17 protein-coding genes are annotated in these 20,229 nt (G+C 67.3%); 11 read left to right on the forward strand and 6 right to left on the reverse strand.

Annotation, left to right across the window (positions count from 1 at the left end):
* The first annotated feature begins 27 nt into the window (after nt 1-27).
* Nucleotides 28-1,515 (forward strand): carbonic anhydrase, encoded by a 1,488-nt coding sequence (locus tag IAI53_RS00070; protein WP_225433099.1) that lies wholly within the window; start codon nt 28-30, stop codon nt 1,513-1,515.
* A gap of 27 nt (nt 1,516-1,542) precedes the next feature.
* On the opposite strand, the gene IAI53_RS00075 is transcribed toward IAI53_RS00070, so the two are convergent.
* The 5 genes from IAI53_RS00075 to IAI53_RS00095 form a co-directional block, all read right to left on the reverse strand.
* Nucleotides 1,543-1,794, reverse strand: a complete 252-nt coding sequence (locus tag IAI53_RS00075) for a FeoC-like transcriptional regulator (RefSeq protein WP_187716146.1) — start codon at nt 1,792-1,794, stop codon at nt 1,543-1,545.
* 11 nt (nt 1,795-1,805) lie between these two features.
* The gene (feoB, locus tag IAI53_RS00080; RefSeq protein WP_187716147.1) at nt 1,806-4,133 is read right to left on the reverse strand and encodes a Fe(2+) transporter permease subunit FeoB; all 2,328 of its coding nucleotides are present in this window, start codon (nt 4,131-4,133) and stop codon (nt 1,806-1,808) included.
* A complete protein-coding gene (locus IAI53_RS00085) occupies nt 4,133-4,360 on the reverse strand; it encodes a FeoA family protein (protein WP_187716148.1) in 228 nt (75 codons plus the stop codon). The genes feoB and IAI53_RS00085 overlap by 1 nt, the downstream gene beginning before the upstream one ends.
* A gap of 20 nt (nt 4,361-4,380) precedes the next feature.
* Entirely contained in the window at nt 4,381-4,638 is a 258-nt protein-coding gene (locus tag IAI53_RS00090; protein ID WP_187716149.1) for a FeoA family protein, read from the reverse strand.
* A gap of 302 nt (nt 4,639-4,940) precedes the next feature.
* On the reverse strand, nt 4,941-6,335 hold the full coding sequence (locus tag IAI53_RS00095; protein ID WP_187716150.1) for an aminotransferase-like domain-containing protein: 1,395 nt from the start codon (nt 6,333-6,335) through the stop codon (nt 4,941-4,943).
* A gap of 135 nt (nt 6,336-6,470) precedes the next feature.
* Here IAI53_RS00095 and IAI53_RS00100 point away from each other — a divergent pair, with 135 nt between their 5' ends.
* From IAI53_RS00100 to IAI53_RS00130, 7 genes are all read left to right on the forward strand, one after another.
* Nucleotides 6,471-7,427: a hypothetical protein gene (locus IAI53_RS00100; RefSeq protein ID WP_225433100.1), complete on the forward strand. Its 957-nt coding sequence runs from the start codon at nt 6,471-6,473 to the stop codon at nt 7,425-7,427.
* 287 nt (nt 7,428-7,714) lie between these two features.
* Nucleotides 7,715-8,311, forward strand: coding sequence for a TetR/AcrR family transcriptional regulator (locus IAI53_RS00105; RefSeq protein WP_285891451.1), 597 nt, complete (start codon nt 7,715-7,717; stop codon nt 8,309-8,311).
* Complete coding sequence (locus tag IAI53_RS00110; protein WP_187716152.1) at nt 8,308-9,408, forward strand: efflux RND transporter periplasmic adaptor subunit; 1,101 nt, start codon at nt 8,308-8,310, stop codon at nt 9,406-9,408. Before IAI53_RS00105 ends, IAI53_RS00110 begins: the two co-directional genes overlap by 4 nt.
* Nucleotides 9,405-12,560, forward strand: a complete 3,156-nt coding sequence (locus IAI53_RS00115) for an efflux RND transporter permease subunit (RefSeq protein ID WP_187716153.1) — start codon at nt 9,405-9,407, stop codon at nt 12,558-12,560. Before IAI53_RS00110 ends, IAI53_RS00115 begins: the two co-directional genes overlap by 4 nt.
* 72 nt (nt 12,561-12,632) lie before the next feature.
* Entirely contained in the window at nt 12,633-13,286 is a 654-nt protein-coding gene (locus IAI53_RS00120) for a protein-L-isoaspartate O-methyltransferase family protein (protein ID WP_187716154.1), read from the forward strand.
* Between the two features lie 7 nt (nt 13,287-13,293).
* A complete protein-coding gene (locus tag IAI53_RS00125; RefSeq protein WP_187716155.1) occupies nt 13,294-13,617 on the forward strand; it encodes a rhodanese-like domain-containing protein in 324 nt (107 codons plus the stop codon).
* A gap of 19 nt (nt 13,618-13,636) precedes the next feature.
* Entirely contained in the window at nt 13,637-14,953 is a 1,317-nt protein-coding gene (locus IAI53_RS00130; RefSeq protein WP_187716156.1) for a TolC family outer membrane protein, read from the forward strand.
* Here IAI53_RS00130 and waaA read toward each other — a convergent pair.
* Entirely contained in the window at nt 14,928-16,205 is a 1,278-nt protein-coding gene (waaA, locus tag IAI53_RS00135; protein ID WP_187716157.1) for a lipid IV(A) 3-deoxy-D-manno-octulosonic acid transferase, read from the reverse strand. The genes IAI53_RS00130 and waaA overlap by 26 nt on opposite strands.
* A gap of 157 nt (nt 16,206-16,362) precedes the next feature.
* On the opposite strand from waaA, the gene IAI53_RS00140 reads away from it, so the two are divergent.
* Genes IAI53_RS00140 through IAI53_RS00150 form a run of 3 tightly spaced genes read left to right on the forward strand, consistent with a single transcriptional unit; the run spans nt 16,363 to nt 20,220 of the window.
* The gene (locus IAI53_RS00140; protein WP_187716158.1) at nt 16,363-17,337 is read left to right on the forward strand and encodes an NAD-dependent epimerase/dehydratase family protein; all 975 of its coding nucleotides are present in this window, start codon (nt 16,363-16,365) and stop codon (nt 17,335-17,337) included.
* On the forward strand, nt 17,334-18,323 hold the full coding sequence (locus tag IAI53_RS00145; protein WP_187716159.1) for an MraY family glycosyltransferase: 990 nt from the start codon (nt 17,334-17,336) through the stop codon (nt 18,321-18,323). Before IAI53_RS00140 ends, IAI53_RS00145 begins: the two co-directional genes overlap by 4 nt.
* Complete coding sequence (locus IAI53_RS00150) at nt 18,283-20,220, forward strand: polysaccharide biosynthesis protein (RefSeq protein ID WP_225433101.1); 1,938 nt, start codon at nt 18,283-18,285, stop codon at nt 20,218-20,220. Before IAI53_RS00145 ends, IAI53_RS00150 begins: the two co-directional genes overlap by 41 nt.
* The last annotated feature ends 9 nt before the right edge of the window (nt 20,221-20,229 follow it).

Here is a 20,229-nt window from a genome sequence, read left to right on the forward strand (position 1 = left end):
GCGGCCGAAGAATAGGATCGAACCCTCATGATTCCGGCGACCGCGATGAACTGCCCGCTTCCAAGACCTGTCCTTGCCCCGCTCGTGCTGGCGATTGGTGTTTTTTTCGCGATACCGCAGGCGCTTGCCGACGAGTGGGCGGTGGTGATGCGCGATGCCGAGCGCCGGGTGGAGATCGACCGCGCCACCATCATCCAGTCCGACGGCGGCACCAAGGTGGCCTGGGGGCGGGTGGTGATGTCGCCGGCCGAGGCCACCAAGGTGGGCTACACCACGGTGAAGGCGCTCAACCGCTACGACTGCATGAACCGTGGTTTCTTCACCATCAAGCGGGTCTATCTCGACGCGGAGAACCTGGTGCTGCGCGAGGAGACCGTGGTGGACCAGAACACCGTGATGGTGGCGCGCAACAGTGTGGACGAACGCATGTGGCGCGAGGTCTGCCGTCCGCCGAGCGTGCAGGATCTCGCCAAGGTGGCCGAGCAGGCCGACCGTGCGGCGACCGCGGCGTCGCCGCCCGCGCGGACGGCAGAACGCAAGCCGGCGCCCGGTGCCGAAGCGCAGCCGGCCGCGAAGCCACGCACGCAGGCTGCGCCCGAACAGGGCGGAGCCGAGGTGCGTCAGGCCGATCTCAAGCCGGACGACAATGGCGTGGACGTGATCGAGCGAACCATCGGCAGCCGCATGCCCGAAGCCGTCACACCCGCCGCGGCGCCCATGCCGGCGCAGCGCGCCCTGCCCACGCCGCCGCCGCCGACCCGTGTTGCGGCGGCGGCCGCAACGGCGCGGAGTACCTCGCGGGCCTCGGCTCCGGCCAGGCCGTCTGCTGCGTCCGCCCCGGCGGCCTGGACCTACGAGGGCGCCACCGGACCGGAGGTCTGGGGGCGGATGCGGCCCGAATGGGCGGCCTGCGCCGAAGGGCGCCGCCAGTCGCCGATCGACCTGCGCGACGGCATCGGCGTGGAGCTCGAGGCGCCGGTCTTCGATTTCCGCGAGACGCGCTTCCGCGTGTCGGATACCGGGAAGACGCTCGCGGTGCGGGTGGGCGAAGGCATGGGCATGGAGGTGCGCGGTGCGCGCTACGGCCTGGAGAGCTTCGCGTTCCACCGCCCGTCGGAGATCCGCATCGACGGGCGCGCCAGCGACATGGCGGTGCATTTCGCCCTGCGCACGCTGGAGGGCCAGCGCGCCGTGCTGGTCGTGCAGCTGGAGCGCAGCGAAAGGGCCAATCCGGTGCTGCAGGCGGTGCTCAACAATCTGCCGCTCGAGCGCGGCGGGCACTACATGCCGGCGGAGCCCATCGACCTCGGCGCCTTGCTGCCGCCGGATGGCGGCCACTACCTGTTCATGGGCTCGCTCAGCGAGCCGCCGTGCTCCGAAGGGGTGCTGTGGGTGGTGATGAAGCAGCCGCAGCCGGTGTCCGATGCGCAATTGGCGATCTTCACCCGCCTGTACGGGCGCAACGCCCGCCCGGTGCAGCCGGTCAATGACCGGCTGGTGCTGGAGTCGCGCTGAGCGGCGGGCAGTCAGGCCGCAGACGCCTCAGCGGCCGGCGCCGCTGCCTTCCCCCATGCCGCCGCACCATTCGTAGATCTGCGTCGCGCGCGGGTCGCACTTGCCGCAGGTCTTGCCGCAGGACGAACCGGCCGGCAGGCGGCGCACCCGGCCCTTGCGCTCCAGGGTGGCGAGCATCGCCTCGACCGCCTCGGGCGAGGCCGCCAGGCCGAGGGCCATGTCGGCGAGGCTCGCCCGGTGCCGTTCGCTCAGGTACTGGGACAATCGGCCGAGAATCATCGCCTCCGTCCTCAGGCGTTCTGCGCCGACTGGACGAGCCCGAGCCCGGCAGCGTCCTCGTGGCGGCCAAGGCGGCGCAGCCACAGCAGCACGGTGGCGAAGGCGGCGAGCACCACCGCGATCCACACGAGGGCGTGGGCCGGGTCGCGTGCAAAGGTCGCGGCCTGGTAGTAGAGGGTCGCCAGCCCGTAGCCCAGGCCGGTGGTCCAGCTGGCCACGAACACCGTCCAGCGCGCGCCGGACTCCTGGTACACCGCAGCGGTCGCCGCGGTGCAGGGGAAGTACAGAAGGATGAAGAGCAGGTAGGCGAAGGCGCCGGCAGCACCGTCGAAGCGCGCCGCCATGGCGCCGAAGGTGCCGGTGGATACTTCCTGTTCCTCGGCCACCGCGGCCTGGTCGCTGAGTTCGCCGACGCCCAGGCCCAGCGGATCGGCCCAGGTGCCGAGCGCATCGACGAGATTGGCCGGGATGGTCGCGAAGGCTTCCGCGACCGCGGTGCCCAGGTCGAAGGCCGCTTCCTCTCCGGGCTCGCCCGCGTCGCTGGCGGCGAGCGCGGTGTAGGCAGCGTCGAGCGTGCCGACCACCGCTTCCTTGGCCAGTACGCCGGTAAAGATGCCCACCGCGGCGGGCCAGTTGTCCTCGTCCAGGCCCAGCGGCGAGAAGGCGGGGGCAATGCTGCGGCCAATCTCCGCCAGCAGGGACTTGTCGCTGTCCTCGTTGCCGTAGCTGCCGTCGGTGCCGACCGCGTTGAGGAAGTTGAGCACCAGCACCATCGGCACGATCACCCGGCCGGCGCGGACGATGAAGCTCCTGAGGCGGTCCCAGGTGTGGAACAGCACGCTGCGGAAGGACGGCAGGTGGTAGGGCGGCAGTTCCATGATGAAGGGCGTGGCTTCGCCCTTGAGCAGGGTGTTCTTGAGCACCAGACCGGTTGCCACTGCAGCGGCAATGCCGATCAGGTAGAGGCCGAAGACCACGTTCTGCGCCCCTTCCGGAAAGAAGGCCGCGGCGAACAGTACATACACCGGCAGGCGCGCCCCGCAGGACATGAAGGGTGCCATGGCGATGGTCATCAGCCGGTCGCGGCGGTGTTCCAGCGTGCGGGTGGCCATGATCGCCGGCACGTTGCAGCCGAAGCCGACGATCAGCGGCACGAAGCTCTTGCCCGGCAGGCCCACCCAGCGCATGAAACGGTCCATGACGAAGGCCGCGCGCGCCATGTAGCCGGAGTCCTCGAGGATGGACAGGAAGAGATAGAGGAAACCGATCACCGGGATGAAGGTGGCCACGGTCTGGATACCGCCGCCGATGCCGCCGGCCAGCAGCACGTTGAGCCATTCCGGGGAGCCGATGCCGACCAGCAGATCGTTGACGCCGTCGACGAACAGCGCACCGGCGAGCAGGTCGAAGAAATCGATGAAGGCGCCGCCGATGTTGATGGTGAACATGAACAGCAGGTACATCATCGCCAGAAAGATCGGGATGCCCAGCATGCGGTTGAGCACCACGCGGTCGATGCGGTCGGTGATGTGTGCGCTCGCTTGTCCTTCGATGCTGACCGTCTCGCCGGCGATGGCATTGGCCAGACTGTAGCGGGCGTCGGCCACGGCGATGTCGAGATCGCCGCCGAGCTGTGCGGACAGGGCTTCGGCTTCGGCGGCGAGCGCAATGCCGCCTTCGCGGCGGGCGAGGTCGTCGCCTTCGAGCAGGCGCACCGCGAGCCAGCGCGGCGCGCAGCCGGTGGCGGCCGCCTCGATGCGCGGCATCAGGGCCGCGATGGCGTCTTCCAGGCTGCGCTCGTAGCGCACGTCGATGCCGGCCGGGCGGCGCGCGCCGGCAGCCTGGCCGATGGCCGCGCGCAGCGCCGGGATGCCGCGCGCGTCGGTGGCCACCAGGGGCACGACCGGGCAGCCCAGGCGGGCCGCCAGCGCATCGGCGTCGATGCGCATGCCCCTGGCTTCGGCCACGTCCACCATGTTGAGCACCACCAGCAGCGGCACGCGCATCTCGGCCAGCTGGCTGGTGAGATAGAGGTTGCGCTCGAGGTTGGCGGCGTCGACGATGTTGACCACCAGATCGGCGCCGCCGGCATGCACGAAGTCGCGCGCGACCTTCTCGTCGAGCGAGACCTCCTGGTCGACCACGTCCAGCGAATAGGTGCCGGGCAGGTCCACCACCTCGACCTGGCCGCCTTCGTGGCGGTATTCGCCGGTCTTCTTCTCGACGGTCACGCCGGGCCAGTTGCCCACGCGCTGACGGGAGCCGGTGAGCGCGTTGAACAGGGTGGTCTTGCCGCAGTTCGGATTGCCCACCAGGGCAATGGTGAAGCGCCCGCTCATCACAGCTTTTCCACCGACAGGGCGCAGGCTTCGTCCTTGCGCAGCGACAGCGCGAAGCCGCGCACCCGGATCTCCACCGGGTCGCCCATCGGCGCCACCCGGGTAACCGCGATCTCGGCGCCCGGGGTGAGGCCCATGGACAGCAGCTTGCGGCGGTAGGAGCCGCCCGTTTCCGAAAAACCGAGCACCTTGGCGCGGTCGCCGACCGCCAGGTCCTTGAGCATCATGCCTGCTTCTCCGCGTTCATTCAGGTTTCACACACCAGGATCTTGTGCGCCATGCCGCCGCCGAGCGCAAAGCGCGTCTCGCCGCGGGCCACCACCAGGCCTGCCCCCTGGCGCTGGCGCACGGTGATCTCGCTGCCAACGTTCAGCCCGAACTCGGCCACCCGGCGGGCCAGGCCGGCACCGCCCTGGATGGCGACCACGCGCAAGCTGCTGTTCTCCGCAGCCATGCCCAGCGGAAAGCTGCGTTCGGTGTTCGAGCGGCAATTCGGCAGGTCCATGTCGCGATTCCCCCATGCGGTTCGGTGAGCGCGCCTGCCGGGATGGGCAAGTGCATAGCTGAGAGCGATTCTCGTTGTGATTCGCTTTCGATTCACTGACGCAGATCAATTTCACGTGACTCTGCCCGCGCAAGGCGACTCTGAGACGCGCGTGGGAGCGGCCTTGGGTGCGATACGGCCGATGATCAAACGATGCGGCAGTCGCGGCCAAGGCCGCTCCTACGAGAGCGGCGCCGGGCCTGGGGGCGGGAGGCGTCCTGCCCGCGCGGCGGACCCCGCGAGCATCCACCAATAGCGCGGTGCTAGCCTGCTTCGGCCAGGAAGCGTTCCAGGCGAGGGTGGGGGGCGAAGGCGACATTGAGCCGCAGCCACGGGCTGGCCTGCATCTGCGGGCGGAAAACCTTGCCCGGTGCCAGCATGATGCCGGCCTTGGCGGCGCGGGTGGCGAGGGCGGCCGCGTCGTCGATGCCAGGCGGGCGTGCCCACAGGAAGACGCCGCCCTTGGGTTCGTGGAATACCTCGAAGCCGACGCGCTCGAGCATGCGCAGGCTCGCTTCGGTGGCCTGCGCGAGACGCCCCTGCAGGCGCTCCACGTACTTGCGGTAGTGGCCGTCGGTGAGCATCTGGTAGATCAGCTGCTCGTTGAACTCCGACGAACTGACGCTGGTGAGCGTCTTCACGTCGGTGAACTCGGCGGCCAGGTCCGGCCGCGCGGCGAGGAAACCGACCCGCAGGCTGCCCGACAGCGTCTTGGAGAAGCTGCCGATGAAGATCACCCGGTTCAACTGGTCCAGGTTGGCCAGGCGGGTGGTGGTGTGCGGGTGGAAGTCGGCGTAGGTGTCGTCCTCGATGATGTAGAAGTCGTGCTTCTCGGCCAGTTGCAGGATGCGGAAGGCCTTGGCCGGCGAGAGGTTGGCCCCGGTCGGGTTGTGCAGCACCGAGTGGGTGAAGAACACCTTGGGCCGGTGATGGGCCAGCAAGGCTTCCATCTCGGCCACGTCCGGGCCGTCGGCGGCGCGCGGCACGCCGATCAGCTTGGCGCCCTGCAGGCGCAGGTTGCCGAAGAAGTTGAAGTAACCGGGGTCGTCCACCAGCACCGTGTCGCCCGGCTTGATCAGGTGGCGGGCGACGATGTCGAGTGCGCGGGTGGCGCCCTCGGTCAGCACGATCTGCTCGGGCGGGGCGCCGATGCCGAACTCGGCCAGCTTCACCTGCAGTTGCTGGCGCAAGGGCAGATAGCCCTGCGCGGTGCCGTAGGCGGTGAGCCGCGCGTCCGGGCGGCGCGACACCGCACGCAGGTGGCGGCGCAGGCCTTCCGCGTCCAGCCATTCGCAGGGCAGCCAGCCGGCGCCGGCCTTCAACTGGCCGGGACTGTCGTCCAGCGCCTGGCGCATCAGCCAGGCCACGTCCACAGCGCGATCCACCGGCGCGGGCAGGCGGCTTTCGCTGCGTTCGTGACGCGGTGCCACGTAGAAGCCCGAACCGCGCCGCGAACGCAGGTAGCCCAGCGCCACCAGCCGGTCGTATGCCTCCACCACGGTGAAGCGGCTCACCCCCTGGGTTTCCGCCAGCCGGCGGATCGGCGGCACGCGCATGCCCGGGCGCAGGATGCGGTCCTCGATCTGGTTGCGGATGCCGCCGACGATCTGTTCGACCAGCGGGGTGGGCTGGCCGTGTTCCAGGCTGAGTTGCAGCATGCGTGTGCGGTTCCCGAAAATGTGGCGTCGGCGCAAAGTGTCCGCAAGTGTCTGGTGCTGCGTGACAGACTGTCAAGGTTTCGGCGCGGGGCGCTAGCCCTATACTCTGAGCCGAGGTACGGCGAGGGAGGGGATATGCGCGCGTTTGCATTGGGCTGTACGGTGTTGGGCGTGCTGGCGACGGAGGCCGTGGTAGCGGCCGAATCCAGTTCACTCACGAATGTCTCTGCCGTCGCGGATGACGAAGGAGTGCTCTCCGGCAGTCGCGCCGTCTTGCGAGACACGACCGAGTGGTTGGCGAGAGAGGTTGACAGTTGGTTTGGCGACCGGCCGTTCGAGGACGGTGGGCGGGTGTCCGGGAGTGTTCGTTTGAAGGCTTCATGGCGTCGCGGTGACAACGTGGATGGCGGTGTGCGCTTGCGCGCAAGGGTCCAATTGCCCAACCTGAAGGAGCGTGCATATCTCTTCTTCGGTCAGGACAACGAGAGTGATCTGGTGACCGACCGCCAGGAAGCCTTTACACGCGAACGGCAATTGCTGGACGAATCGCGCCGTCGCGATACGACTGGTTTTGCCGGCGTCGGCTATGCACTCCGGGAGCGGCTTGATCTGCGTGCCGGCGTACGGAGCGCGTACAAACCGTATATCCAGCTGCGCTATCGTCAGCGTTGGGCCATCTCGCCACGTGATGCGGTCAGCTTTCGTGAAACGCTTTTCTGGACCAGTAGCGACGGCGCGGGGAGCAACACCTCGTTCGACTACGAGCATGCCTACTCGCCGGTGTTGTTGTTTGCCTGGCAGAACAGCGTCGTGATTACCCGGCGCGACGACGGGGCAGCCTGGTCATCCAGCTTGGGGGCTTTCCGGGTCTTCGGCGATCAGCGCCGTCTCTCGCTCGAACTGCTTGCCAGCGGGAACACGTCATCGGCATCGGTCAGCGAATACGGCGTGCGTGGCGCGTGGGCTCAGCCCTTGTACCGCGACTGGGTGATCGGCGAGCTCATCGTCGGCCATTTCTGGCCACGCGAGCATGACGCCGTCGAGCGCAGCCGGCATTGGGCAGTTGGCGGGAACATCGAACTCTTGTTCTGACCATCGTCCGCCAGCGCGTGGTCTGCACTGACATGTGTCGTTCATTCGCTGCCTTGTGAGTCATCCGCGGCGATCGTGCCAAGCTCCAGGAAATCTTGCACTGTCTGCTGGACGGATTTGGTCTTGTGCACTAAATTACTAACCGGTCAGTTATTAACTTCCAGTCGTCTGCCGTCAGGCGGCCGTATCGCTTCGGAGGAGACGGACATGGATGGCGCAAGATCATGGTGAAGACAGCAAATACGACGGTGCCACGCCGCCGGCGCAAGGAGGCGCGGCCACAGGAGTTGACCGCAGCAGCCTTGTCGCTGTTCGTCGAGAAAGGCTTTGCGGCCACCCGGCTGGACGAGGTGGCGGCGCGGGCCGGGGTGTCCAAGGGCACGCTGTACCTGTACTTCGACAGCAAGGAGGCGCTGTTCAAGGCGGTGATCGCCGAGGGCGTGGTGCCGGCGATCGAAGCAGGCGAAGCCATGCTGGAACAGTATGCCGACGACCCGCGGGCGCTGCTGCACGAGTTCCTTTACGGTTGGTGGGAGCGCATCGGCAATACCGAACTGGGCGGCATCCCCAAGCTGATGGTCTCCGAGGCGCGCAATTTTCCCGATGTGGCCGCCTATTACCACGAAGCGGTGATCCACCGCGGTCTCAAGCTGATCCGCACCGCCGTGCAGCGCGGCGTGGAAATGGGGGTGTTCCGCGAGGTGAACACCGAACTCATCGGCAACGTATTCATGGCGCCCTTGCTGCATCTGGCGATGTGGCGTCATTCCTTCGGTGCGTGCTGTGCGCGTGACCTCGACGCCGGGCGTTTTCTCGACACCTGGTTCGATCTGCTGATGCACGGTCTTGGCGCGGTGCGGCGTGTGGATGGAGAAAAGTCATGAGGACGGCGTCGGGACTGGTCGCCATGGCCGTCGCAGCGCTGCTGCTGGGCGCTTGCTCGCCGCCACCGGTGGAGCAGGCGCAAGCGCGAGCCGTGCGCGTGGTCGAGCAGACCGGGGCGGCGGATGGTGGTTCCGTGCGCATCTACGCGGGCGAGGTACGGGCGCGCCACGAGACCGACGTGGCTTTCCGCATCGGCGGCAAGCTGGTGACGCGAACGGTGCAGGTCGGCGACAGGGTGCGGCGCGGCGATGTGCTCGCCCGGCTCGATCCGCAGGATGTCAGGCTCGCTGCCGGGGCGGCTGCGGCACAGCTGGCGGCTGCGGAGGCGGATTTGGCGCTGGCGCGTGCGGAGTTGGCCCGCGCCGAGGAACTGCATGCGCGCGCCTTCATCAGCGCCTCGGCGCTGGACGGGCGGCGCTCCGCGCTGCAGGCCGCGGAAGCTGCGGTACGCGCCGCGCGCGCCCAGGCGGACAGCGCGGGCAACCAGGCGTCCTACGCCGACCTCCTGGCCGACCATGATGCGGTGGTGCTGAATACCTACCAGGAGGCCGGTGCCGTGCTGGCGGCGGGGCAGCCGGTGCTGCGCCTGGCGCGCCCGGAAACGCGCGAGGTGCTGATCCACGTGCCGGAGAGCCGGATCGCGGGCTTGGCACCGGGCGCGCCGGCGATCGTGCGCCCCTGGGCGAGGCCGGAGCGCAGTTTCGAGGCGGTGGTGCGGGAGTTGGCCCCGGCGGCCGATGCCGCCACCCGCAGCTTCGCGGTCCGCGTCTCGGTGCCGCAGGCGGATGACAGCATGCCGCTGGGAGCGACCGCCAGTGTGGCCTTCGCGATGAAGGAAACCGGCGGTCTGCAGCTACCCCTGTCGGCGCTCACGCAGGTGGACGGCAGTCCAGCGATCTGGCTTGTCGACACGGACGACCGGGTACGCCCGCTGCCGGTGCAGATCGACGAGTACCGCGAGGACATCGTCATTGTCCGCGTCGCATTGCCGGCCGGCGCCAGGGTAGTGGCCGGTGGCGTGCACAAGCTGGTCGAGGGTGAGACGGTCCGCGTGGTGAGCACGGACGCCCCGGTGCGACTGGATGCCCGCCGATGAGCCGATGGAACGCCTCCGAATGGGGACTCACCCACCAGGCGCTGGTGCTTTACGCCATGGTGGTGATGACGCTGATCGGCCTGTATTCGTACACCCGCCTGGGCCAGTCGGAGGACCCGCCCTTCACCTTCAAGGTCATGGTGGTGCGCACCGAATGGCCGGGTGCGAGTGCCGAGGAGGTGGCCGAGCAGGTCACCGACAAGATCGAGAAGAAGCTGCAGGAAGTCGCACAGCTGGACGTGGTGCGTAGCTACTCGCGCCCCGGCGAGTCAATGGTGTTCTTCCATACCCGCGATTCCACGCCGCCGCGCGAGATGCCCGATGTCTGGTACCAGGTGCGCAAGAAGGTCGGCGACATCCGCCATACGCTGCCGCAAGGCGTGGCCGGCCCGTTCTTCAACGACGAGTTCGGCGACACCTACGGCAACATCTTCGCGTTGCTCGGCGACGGGGTGGACTACGCGGAACTGAAGCGCTACGCGGACGCCATCCGCGCGGAGCTGCTCAAGGTGCCCGACGTCTCCAAGGTGAGTTTCTTCGGCGAGCAGCCCCAGCGGGTGTACATCGAGCTGTCGAATACCAAGCTTGCCACCTTCGGCCTGACGCTGACGGACATCGCGAATGCCCTGGCAGCGCAGAACGCGGTGGCCGGCAGCGGCTTCTTCGAGACCGCCGACGAACGCGTGTGGCTGCGCCCGGACGGCCGTTTCGATGACCTGGACGCGGTGCGGAACACGCTGATACGTGCGGGGGGGCGCAGCTTCCGCCTCGGCGACGTGGCCGAGGTGAAGCGCGGTTTTGCCGATCCGCCGCGCGAGCGCATGCGCTACATGGGGCGCGAGGCGCTGGGGCTGGGCGTGTCGATGCGCGCCGGCGGCGACATCATCGCCCTCGGGCGCCATCTGGACGAGGCGGTGGCCAGGGTCCAGGCGCAGTTGCCGCTCGGCCTGTCGCTGGAGCGGGTGGCCGACCAGCCGCGCGCGGTGCAGCGTTCGGTGGGCGAGTTCGTCAAGGTGCTGGTCGAAGCCGTGGTCATCGTCATGGCGGTCAGCCTGCTGTCCCTGGGCTTTCGCACCGGCGTGGTGGTGCTGATCATCATCCCGGTGGTGCTGGCCATCACCTTCCTGTTCATGCACCTGTTCGACATCGGCCTGCACAAGATCTCGCTGGGCGCGTTGATCATCGCCCTCGGCCTGCTGGTGGACGACGCCATCATCGCGGTGGAGATGATGGCCACCAAGATGGAGCAGGGCTGGGAGCGCGCGCGCGCGGCCAGCTTTGCCTACGTATCGACCGCCATGCCGATGCTCTCCGGCACGCTGGTGACCGCGGCCGGCTTCCTGCCGATTGCCACTGCGGCCTCCAGCACCGGCGAGTACACCCGCTCGATCTTCCAGGTCACGGTGATCGCCCTGCTGGTGTCCTGGGTGGCGGCGGTGCTGTTCGTGCCCTGGCTGGGCTATCACCTGCTGCCGGATTTCAGCCAGCGAAACGGCCGCCCGTCCATGCTCGCCCGCCTGGCCGGCCGGCTGTCGCCGCGGCTCGGTGCGCGGCTCGCCGAGCGTGCTGCGCACGCGCACCAGCAGCACGACGAGCACGCGATCTACCACACGCCCTTCTACACCCGTTTCCGTGCGCTGGTGCAGGCCTGCGTGGCCCATCGCTGGGTGGTGATCGCACTGACCGTGGCGATCTTCGCCGCCTCGCTGTTCGTCTTCGTGCGCTTTGTGCCGCAGCAGTTCTTCCCCGATTCGACCCGTCCGGAGCTGCTGGTGGACCTGCGGCTGGCCGAAGGCGTGTCGCATCAGGCCACCGAGCGCGCGGTGCGCCGCATGGAAGCCTTTCTCGACGAGCAGCCCGGGGTGGAGAACTACGTCGCCTGGGTGGGCGGCGGCAGTCCGCGCTTCTACCTGCCGCTCGACCAGCAACTGGCGCAGACCAGCTTTGCGCAGTTCGTCGTGCTGACTGCAGGCAGCGAAGCGCGCGAGGCCCTGCGCGAGCGCCTGATCCGCCTGTTCGACGAGGAAGCGTTCGAACTGCGCGGGGTGGTCAGCCGGCTGGAGAACGGCCCGCCGGTGGGCTTCCCGGTGCAGTACCGGGTGAGCGGGCCGGACCCGGCGGAGATGCGTCGCATTGCCCACCGGGTCGCCGCGCTGATGCGTGGCAGTCCGCACCTGTCGAACGTGCATCTGGACTGGGAGGAGCCCTCCAAGGCGGTACGCCTGCAGATCGACCAGGATAAGGCGCGCCTGCTTGGCGTCTCCAGCCGGGATCTTGCCCGCCTGCTCGAAACCTCGCTGCAGGGTACGACCGTCACCGAGTTCCGCGAAGGCAACGAGACCGTCGCCGTGGTGTTGCGCGGGGCCGAATCCGAGCGCGTGCATCTGGGCCTGCTGCCCGATCTGGCGGTGCCGGTGGCCGGTGGCGGCAGCGTGCCGCTGGCACAGCTGGCCTCCGCCGAATACGGCTTCGAGCAGGGCGTGGTGTGGCGACGCAACCGGGTGCCCACGGTTACCGTGCGCGCCTCGCTCTACGACGGCACCCAGCCGGCCCAGGTGGTGGCGCGACTGGCGCCCGGGATCGACGAAGTCCGCGCCGCCCTTCCGCTCGGTTACCGGCTGGAAACCGGCGGCGCGGTGGAGGAAAGCGCCAAGGGCGGCCGCTCGGTGGCGGCCGGCCTGCCCTTGTTCCTGCTGGTGGTGCTCACCGTGCTGATGCTGCAACTGCAGAGCTTCGGCCGGGTGATCCTGGTGGTGCTCACCGCGCCGCTGGGCATGATAGGCGTCACCGCCTTCCTGCTGCTGTTCGACAAGCCATTCGGTTTCGTCGCCATGCTCGGCACCATCGCCCTGTCCGGAATGATCATGCGCAACTCGGTGATCCTGGTCGACCAGATCCGCCAGGACACCGAAGCCGGGCGCAGTCCCTGGGAAGCGGTGGTGGAATCCACCGTGCGTCGTTGCCGCCCGATCGTATTGACCGCCGCCGCCGCCATCCTGGCGATGATTCCGCTGTCGCGCAGTGCCTTCTTCGGCCCCATGGCGGTGGCCATCATGGGTGGGCTGCTGGTCGCCACCCTGCTGACCTTGCTGTTCCTGCCGGCCTTGTATGCCGCCTGGTATCGGCTTAAGCCGGACCCGCAAGTGGGATAGAATGCGAAGGTTTTTCCATCGTCTGCGTTATCTCAATTAGCGTGTGCTAATATTCGCGCCAGGGAGCCCTGAATGAACTTCGAGAAAGCCCGCTTCAACATGGTCGAGCAGCAGATCCGCCCGTGGGAGGTGCTGGATCCGACCGTACTCGACCTGCTGATGACCGTGCGGCGCGAGGAATTCGTGCCTGCAGCCTACAAGACGCTGGCCTTTGCGGACATCGAGGTGCCGATCGGTTGTGCTCAGGTGATGCTCAAGCCGGTGATCGAAGGCAAGGTGCTGCAGGCCCTGCAGGTCGAGCCGTCGGACTCCGTGCTGGAGATCGGTGCGGGTTCCGGCTATTTTGCCGCGCTGCTGGCCGCGCGGGCCGAGTGGGTCCGCACCGTCGATATCGAACCCGAACTGGTGCGCCTGGCCCATGACAGCCTGGCACGCTACGGCGTCGAGAACGTGATCGTGGAAGAGGGCGACGCGGCCCAGGGCTGGGCGGCGCGCGCGCCCTACGACGTGATCGTGGTGTCCGGCGGCCTGCCGGTGCTGCCGCGCACCCTGCTGGAGCAGCTCAAGCCGGGCGGCCGTCTGTTCGCCTTCGTCGGCGAGGCCCCGGTGATGAAGGGCCGGCTGGTGACCCGCGTGGGCGACGGCCAGTTCCAGACCGAAGACGTATTCGAATCCCTGGTGCCGATGCTGAAGAACGCGCCGCGGCACGACAGTTTCGTTTTCTGAGGCCACCATGCGCCAGATGACGCCCGTCGAACTCGTCGCACGCCTGGCCGATCCGCCGGCGAACCGTCCGCTGCTGCTGGACGTGCGCGAGCCCTGGGAGTTCCAGTACTGCCACATCGATGGCTCGCTGCCGATGCCCATGGCATCTGTGCCGGCGCGCCTGGCCGAGCTGGACCCGGCCCGGGAGATCGTGGTGGTCTGCCATCACGGCGGGCGCAGCGCGCAGGTGTGCATGTTCCTGGAACGCCAGGGTTTCGGCAATGTCATCAACCTGGCTGGCGGCGTGGCGGCGTGGGCCGCCCAGGTTGACCCGAAGATGCCGCAATACTGATCTGACTCCGGAGCCATCCATGAAGCCTGTCCTCGCGGTGCTGATCGCCGGTCTGTTCTCCACGACGGCGTGGTCCGCCGACCTCCTGGAGGTCTATCGCCGCGCCCAGGCCAACGACGCCCGTTACGCCGCAGCGCGTGCCGAACACCAGGCGGGCCAGGAGAAGGTCGTCCAGGGGCGCGCCGGGCTGTTGCCAAATGTCGGTCTGTCGGCCCATACCACCTGGAACGAGGCGGATGTGCGCAACGGGCTCGGCACCAGCGAGCGCGAGTACAACACCAATGGCTACACGGTGCAGCTCACCCAGCCGCTGTTCCGCTGGCAGAACTGGGTGCAGTACCGTCAGGGCGAACTGCAGACCGCGCTGGCCGAGGCGCAGTTCGGGCAGGCGGGGCAGGACCTGATCCTGCGGGTGGCCGAGGCCTATTTCAACGTGCTCAACGCGCAGGACGCGCTGGACGCGGTCACCCAGCTGCGTACCGCCGCCGCCGAACAGCTCGAGATCGCCAAGGTCAGCTTCGAGGTCGGTACGGTGACGATCACCGACGTCCATGAGGCCCAGTCGCGCTTCGACCTCGCAGTGGCGCAGGAGATTGCCGCGCAGAACGAACTGGTGGTCCGCCGTCAGACGCTGGTGCAGATCGTCGGCGAGGACCCGGGCGAACTGGCCCGGCTGCGTCCCGGGGTGGAACTGCTCCGCCCCGAACCGGCCGATATCGGCGAATGGGTGAATGCGGCCGAGCAGGGCAGCTACGGCGTGCAGGCCCAGCAGCTGCTGCGCGAGATCGCCGAGCGCGAGGTGCAGCGCAGCCGCGCGGGCCACTACCCGACGCTCGACGTGGTGGCCACGCACGGTCGCAGCAACAGCGGCTTCACCCAGGGTGTCCAGGGGGGCACCAGGACCGATTCGAGCACCATCGGCCTCCAGCTCAACGTCCCGCTGTTCGCCGGTGGCGGCATCTCGTCGCGCGAGCGCGAGGCGGCGGCGCTCAAGATCAAGGCGGATGCCGACCTGGATGGCGCACGGCGTGATGCCGCGCTGGCCGCGCGCCAGGCCTACCTTGGAGTGACCAGCGGTCTGGCCCAGGTCGGAGCGCTGGAGGCGGCGCAGGTGTCCTCGACCTCCGCGCTGGAAGCCAACCGGCTGGGCTATGAGGTCGGCGTGCGCATCAACATCGACGTGCTGAATGCGCAAAGCCAGCTGGCCGACACCCTGCAGCAGCTCTCCCGCGCACGCTACGACACCCTGATCGCGCAGCTGCGCCTCAAGGCCGCGGCCGGCGCGCTGGACGACGAGGACGTGCAGCAGCTCAACGCGCTGCTGGCGGCGCAGTAAGCAGCGGTTCGATCACCGCCATCGTCCGGGCGGTGGCGCCGCGGTGCGCCTGGGCGAAGGCGAGCCCAGCCTCCCCGATGGCCGAGCGCCGCGCTTGGTCGGCAAGCAGCTCGGTAGCGAGCCGCATGCCGGCGTCCGCATCGGTCGCGCGCAGCGCCGCGCCCGCCGCTTCGGCCTGCTCCGCCACCTGCGCGAAGTTGAAGGTGTGCGGGCCGAGCACCACCGGCGTGCCGACCGCGCAGGCCTCGATCAGATTCTGCCCGCCGAAGGGCAGCCAGCTGCCGCCGATCAGCGCCACGTCGGCGGCTGCATAGTAGGCGAACATCTCTCCCATAGAGTCACCCAGCCAGACGCGCGTATCGCCGCGCACCGCCTGTTCGTCCGAGCGGCGCTGCACCGTCGCGCCGCGCCCGGCTGCCAGCGCGGCGACCTCGTCGAAACGCTGCGGGTGGCGCGGCACCAGCATGAGCAGCGCATCGGCCGGTGCATGCCGCAGGAAGGCGTCGACCAGCGGCGCCTCCTCGCCCTCGCGCGTGCTGGCCGCGAGAATCACCGGGCGCGTACCGATGCGTGCGCGGAAGGTGCCCGACAGCGCAAGTTGCGCCTCTGGCGGCAGGATGTCGAACTTGATGTTGCCGGTCTGCACCACTCCGCGGGCACCCAGACCGGCCAATCGCGCGGCGTCGGCCGCGGTCTGAGCGCCGATGGCGCGCAGTGCGCCGAGCGTGGCGCGGGTCAGCGTCGGCCAGCGCGCGTAGCGCCGTGCCGAGCGCTCGGACAGGCGTGCGTTGGCCAGCATCACCGGCACCCCGGCCCGCTCGCAGGCGGCCAGCAGGTTGGGCCACAGTTCGGTTTCCATGATCACGCCGAGCTGCGGGCGGAAATGGTGCAGGAAGCGCGCCGCGAGCGTACCGAGGTCGTAGGGCAGGTAGGCATTCATCACCCGCGACTCCTTGCCGAACAGGGACGCGGAGGTGGCCCGTCCGGTTGGCGTCATGTGGGTGATCAGGATGCGGTGCTCCGGCCAGCGCGCCAGCATCGCACGCACCAGCGGCTCGGCGGCGCGCGTCTCGCCCACCGATACCGCATGCAGCCAGATCAGCGGACCGCCGGTGTGCGGCCGATAGCGGCCGAAGCGCTCGCCTACATGGTGCAGGTACTCGGGCTGGCGTCGCGCGCGCCAGACCAGGCGCAGCAGCACCAGGGGCAGGGCGAGCAGCCAGAGCAGGGAATAGGGAAGGCGCACGGACATGAGTTCGGTTCGGGTTCGGGCCGGAGTATACATTTCGCCCCCTTGTTGCGAGCGAAGCTGGGTTCCGGCCCTGTCGCGTCATGCGACAATTGCCGCCTCATCAATGGTTGATCCGAGACTACGGGCGGTTCCGTCACTTGTTCATGGGGCGTCAGACATGAAAGTACTGGTCACCGGCGCTTCCGGTTTCATTGGCGGACGGCTGATCGGACGGCTAACGGCCGCGGCTTGCAAGCCCCGGGCGTTGGTTCGTGGCTCACTCTCACTGCCCGGCGTCGAATGTGTGTCCGCAGCTCTTGAGGATGCCGAGGGGCTGCAGCGCGCCTGCCGGGGTATGGATGCGATCGTCCATTGCGCAGGTCATGCCCACGCCTTCGGAGAAGGTGACGGGCAGTCGGGCGATCTCCATCGGAAGATCAACTACGAGGCGACGGCAAGGCTCGCCGAGCTTGCCGCGCGGGAAGGCGTCTCACGGTTCGTCTTTCTCTCCAGCGTGAAGGCCGCGGGGCATGACGGCAAGGCTGTGTACGACGAGTTGTGCCAGATCCCGCCGGTGGGCGCCTACGGAGAAAGCAAGCGCATGGCTGAGACAGCCCTGCAGGAGTGTGGGCGGCGTACCGGAATGGGTACTGTGGTATTGAGGCTGGCGATGACCTATGGACGTGGCGGACGAGGCAACCTGGAGCGCATGGCCGCAGCCATTCGCGCGGGCTGGTTCCCGCCCTTGCCGAGGACGGCCGCGCCGCGTTCGGTGCTGCACGTTGATGATGCGGTGTCCGCGACCCTCGTTGCCCTCGTCCATGAGCGGGCTCCCGGTCGAAGCTTCATCGTTGCCGACCCGGTTGCCTACTCCGCTCGGCAGCTGCAGGACGCAATTCGCCATGCGCTGGGCTTGTCCGAGCTTGGCCGGGGAATGCCGGCCGGACTGCTGCGCCTGGCTGGCGCGCTTGGGGACGGTGCCGGGCGCCTGGCCGGTTTGTGCTTGCCGTTGCGTAGCGAGGTGGTTGGCAGGTTGCTGGATGCGGAGTGCTACTCCAGCGACCGCATTCGCGCCGAGCTGGGCTGGCAGGCGCGAATGGGTCTGAGAGATGGGATTGCCGAGATGCTGGGCCAAGGTGGAGTACAGGCATGATTGACATGGTGCTTGTGGCCGTCGGCGGCGCGGTTCTATGCTGGCTCGTGGTGCGCGCGAGGTTGCTGTTCGCGAGAAGCGGGCTGGATCTGCCTGGCCACAGATCGCTGCACTCGGCGCCAGTGCCGCATGGAGGCGGCCTCGGCATCGTGGTTGCTGCCTTGGCGGCCTGTCTGTGGCTGGAAGTCGCAATTTGCTGGCCGATCGCGATCCTCATCCTTGCGCTGGTGTCGATGCTGGACGATGCGATCCATCTGCCGTTCTGGGTGCGGCTTGCGGTGCACCTGGGGGTTGCGACCTATGTCCTGCTCCAGGTGGAAAACGGCGTACCCACATGGCTACTGCTGGCCCTGATCCTGCTGATCGCATGGGCGACAAACGCTTACAACTTCATGGATGGTGCGGACGGTCTTGCCGGTAGCATGGCCGCAACGGGGTTCGGGGCGTATGGCCTTGCTTTCTCATCGGCCGGGCAATACGAGCTCGCTGGTGTCTGTGCTGCGGTTGCAGGAGCGTCCATGGCCTTTCTTCGTTACAACTGGCACCCGGCCAAGGTGTTCTCGGGCGATGTGGGTGCCATTCCGCTGGGTTTCATGGCTGGAGCACTGGGCGTGTACGGAGTCCTGCACGAGATCTGGCCCGCCTGGTTTCCGCTGATCGTCTTTGCCCCCTTTCTTGCGGATGCCACGGTCACTCTGCTTCGTCGAGCGCTTCGTGGCGAGCGCGTATGGGAAGCTCATCGTGAGCACTACTACCAGCGGATGGTCCTGATGTATGGGCGGCACGACCGGATGTGCAAACAATGGATACTCCTGATGCTCAGTGGCGCAGTGCTTGGCTTGGTAATGCTCTGGTACGCGAAGTGGCTTGGTTTGTGCGCCCTGCTGGCATGGTCCGCGGTTGTCTTGTTGCTGGGGGTCAGGGTGGATCGTCGTTGGCGAGCGCATGCTGATGGCAAGCATCGGTCCGCTCTCCGCATGGAGTAAAATGCGCGCCATCATGAAATATCGTCTTCCCGCAAACTGGCGCTCCATGGCCGTTTTTGCATTCGATCTGTTGGCCGTGGTGCTTGCATGGGTGGGCGGTTTTCTCCTACGCATGGATTTTCAGGTCAGTGCAGATTACCTTCAGCTCATGGGGCAGGGTCTGCTTCTTCTGTTGCCGGTTCAGGGGGTGATTTTCCGGGCCTCGGGTCTGTACCGCGGTATTTGGGCGTTTGCCAGCCTTCCTGACCTGCTGCGCATCCTGCGTGCAGTCGGTTTCAGCGTGCTCGCTGTGGCATTGGGAGCAGTGCTGTTCTATCCGTCGCCGCTGGTGCCGCGCAGTATGCTTCTCCTCTATCCGTTGCTTCTCGCCGGTATCATGGCGGGCGGGCGTGTTGCCTATCGGATCTTCAAGGAGCACCGTGATTTTGGTGCGCTGCGGGCGGTTGGCAAGCCTGTGCTGGTGCTCGGGGTCGGTCGTGAAGCCGCCAATCTGGTTCAAGAACTGACTCGCTCGCGCGAATGGTATGTCGTGGGAATACTCGATGATGATCCACGCAAACGTCATCGGGAAGTGTGCGGCGTCAAGGTGTTGGGTGCGCTTGAGGAGATCGGTGAGTGGGCATCGGTCTTGCGGACCCGGCACGCCATCATCGCCATGCCAGGCGCAAATCGCGCGGAACATCGCAGAGTGGCCAATCTTTGCATCCGCGCGGGCATTCGTGTGTTCACACTGCCTCCGATCGGGCAGCTCATTCACGGGCACGACACCGTTTCACAGATGCGGCGACTCAACGTCGAGGATTTACTTGGTCGGGAGCCTGTCAGTATCGACACGCCTGAGGTCCGGCAAATGCTCAAGGGCAGGGTGGCGATGGTGACCGGAGCGGGCGGATCGATCGGTGCCGAACTCTGTAGGCAGATTGCCCGATTCCAGCCGGCGCAGATTGTTGCGTTCGAACAGAGCGAGTATGCGCTCTATGCGTTGACAGAGAACTTTGCCGACGTGTTTCCTGAGGTCGATCTCGTGGCTGTCGCCGGCGACATCAAGGACCGGCGGCGCGTGTCGGAGATCATGGAGCGCTATGCGCCCGCAGTGGTCTTTCATGCTGCGGCATACAAGCATGTGCCGCTGATGGAGGAGCGAAACGCGTGGCAGGCGATTCGGAACAACGTGCTCGGTTCGTGGATAGTGGCTCGGGCTGCCTCCGCCGTGCGTGTCGAGAGATTCGTGCTGGTTTCGACCGACAAGGCGGTGAATCCAACCAACGTCATGGGGGCCAGCAAGCGCCTGGCCGAGATGATCTGTCAGTACATGCAGCAACAGTCCCCGGCGACTCGTTTCGAGATGGTCCGGTTCGGTAACGTTTTGGGCAGCACCGGGAGTGTCATACCCAAGTTTCAGGCTCAGATCGAGCGCGGTGGGCCGGTTACCGTGACTCATCCCGAGATCACGCGCTACTTCATGGCGATCGATGAAGCGGCGCAACTGGTGCTGGAGGCTGCCAGCATGGGCGCTGGGGGTGAGGTATTCGTGCTGGACATGGGGGAGCCTGTGCGAGTGCTCGATCTGGCGCGCGACATGATTCGCCTATCCGGCTATGGCGATGACGAGATCTCTATCGTGTTCAGCGGCTTGCGCCCCGGCGAGAAGTTGTATGAAGAAGTGTTGGCAGATTGCGAATTGACGCGCCCGACTCACCATCCCAAATTGCGCGTCGCACGCTCGGCTCTGCCTCCAGACTTTGATCTGAATGCGCTGCTGCACTGGATACAATCTGGCCGGACTCTGTCAGATGACCAAGTGCGGCGAGACCTTCGGCGTTGGGTGCCGGAGTATCAACCCTATAATCCGCCGCGTCCTGTTCTGGTGTCCGAGTCCATCAAACTGGAAGCCTGAGGTATCCGA

Source organism: Thauera sedimentorum, assembly GCF_014489115.1.
GTDB classification, from domain to species: Bacteria; Pseudomonadota; Gammaproteobacteria; order Burkholderiales; family Rhodocyclaceae; genus Pseudothauera; species Pseudothauera sedimentorum.

Bases quoted from the DNA above. Each gene is read 5' to 3' on its own strand.
- IAI53_RS00110 (WP_187716152.1), top strand. From the start codon at position 8,308: ATGAGGACGGCGTCGGGACTGGTCGCCATGGCCGTCGCAGCGCTGCTG.
- feoB (WP_187716147.1), bottom strand. From the start codon at position 4,133: ATGAGCGGGCGCTTCACCATTGCCCTGGTGGGCAATCCGAACTGCGGC.
- IAI53_RS00075 (WP_187716146.1), bottom strand. From the start codon at position 1,794: ATGATTCTCGGCCGATTGTCCCAGTACCTGAGCGAACGGCACCGGGCG.
- IAI53_RS00100 (WP_225433100.1), top strand. From the start codon at position 6,471: ATGCGCGCGTTTGCATTGGGCTGTACGGTGTTGGGCGTGCTGGCGACG.
- IAI53_RS00145 (WP_187716159.1), top strand. From the start codon at position 17,334: ATGATTGACATGGTGCTTGTGGCCGTCGGCGGCGCGGTTCTATGCTGG.
- IAI53_RS00085 (WP_187716148.1), bottom strand. From the start codon at position 4,360: ATGATGCTCAAGGACCTGGCGGTCGGCGACCGCGCCAAGGTGCTCGGT.
- IAI53_RS00090 (WP_187716149.1), bottom strand. From the start codon at position 4,638: ATGGACCTGCCGAATTGCCGCTCGAACACCGAACGCAGCTTTCCGCTG.
- IAI53_RS00070 (WP_225433099.1), top strand. From the start codon at position 28: ATGATTCCGGCGACCGCGATGAACTGCCCGCTTCCAAGACCTGTCCTT.
- IAI53_RS00115 (WP_187716153.1), top strand. From the start codon at position 9,405: ATGAGCCGATGGAACGCCTCCGAATGGGGACTCACCCACCAGGCGCTG.
- IAI53_RS00125 (WP_187716155.1), top strand. From the start codon at position 13,294: ATGCGCCAGATGACGCCCGTCGAACTCGTCGCACGCCTGGCCGATCCG.
- IAI53_RS00150 (WP_225433101.1), top strand. From the start codon at position 18,283: ATGCTGATGGCAAGCATCGGTCCGCTCTCCGCATGGAGTAAAATGCGC.
- IAI53_RS00130 (WP_187716156.1), top strand. From the start codon at position 13,637: ATGAAGCCTGTCCTCGCGGTGCTGATCGCCGGTCTGTTCTCCACGACG.
- waaA (WP_187716157.1), bottom strand. From the start codon at position 16,205: ATGTCCGTGCGCCTTCCCTATTCCCTGCTCTGGCTGCTCGCCCTGCCC.
- IAI53_RS00095 (WP_187716150.1), bottom strand. From the start codon at position 6,335: ATGCTGCAACTCAGCCTGGAACACGGCCAGCCCACCCCGCTGGTCGAA.
- IAI53_RS00120 (WP_187716154.1), top strand. From the start codon at position 12,633: ATGAACTTCGAGAAAGCCCGCTTCAACATGGTCGAGCAGCAGATCCGC.
- IAI53_RS00140 (WP_187716158.1), top strand. From the start codon at position 16,363: ATGAAAGTACTGGTCACCGGCGCTTCCGGTTTCATTGGCGGACGGCTG.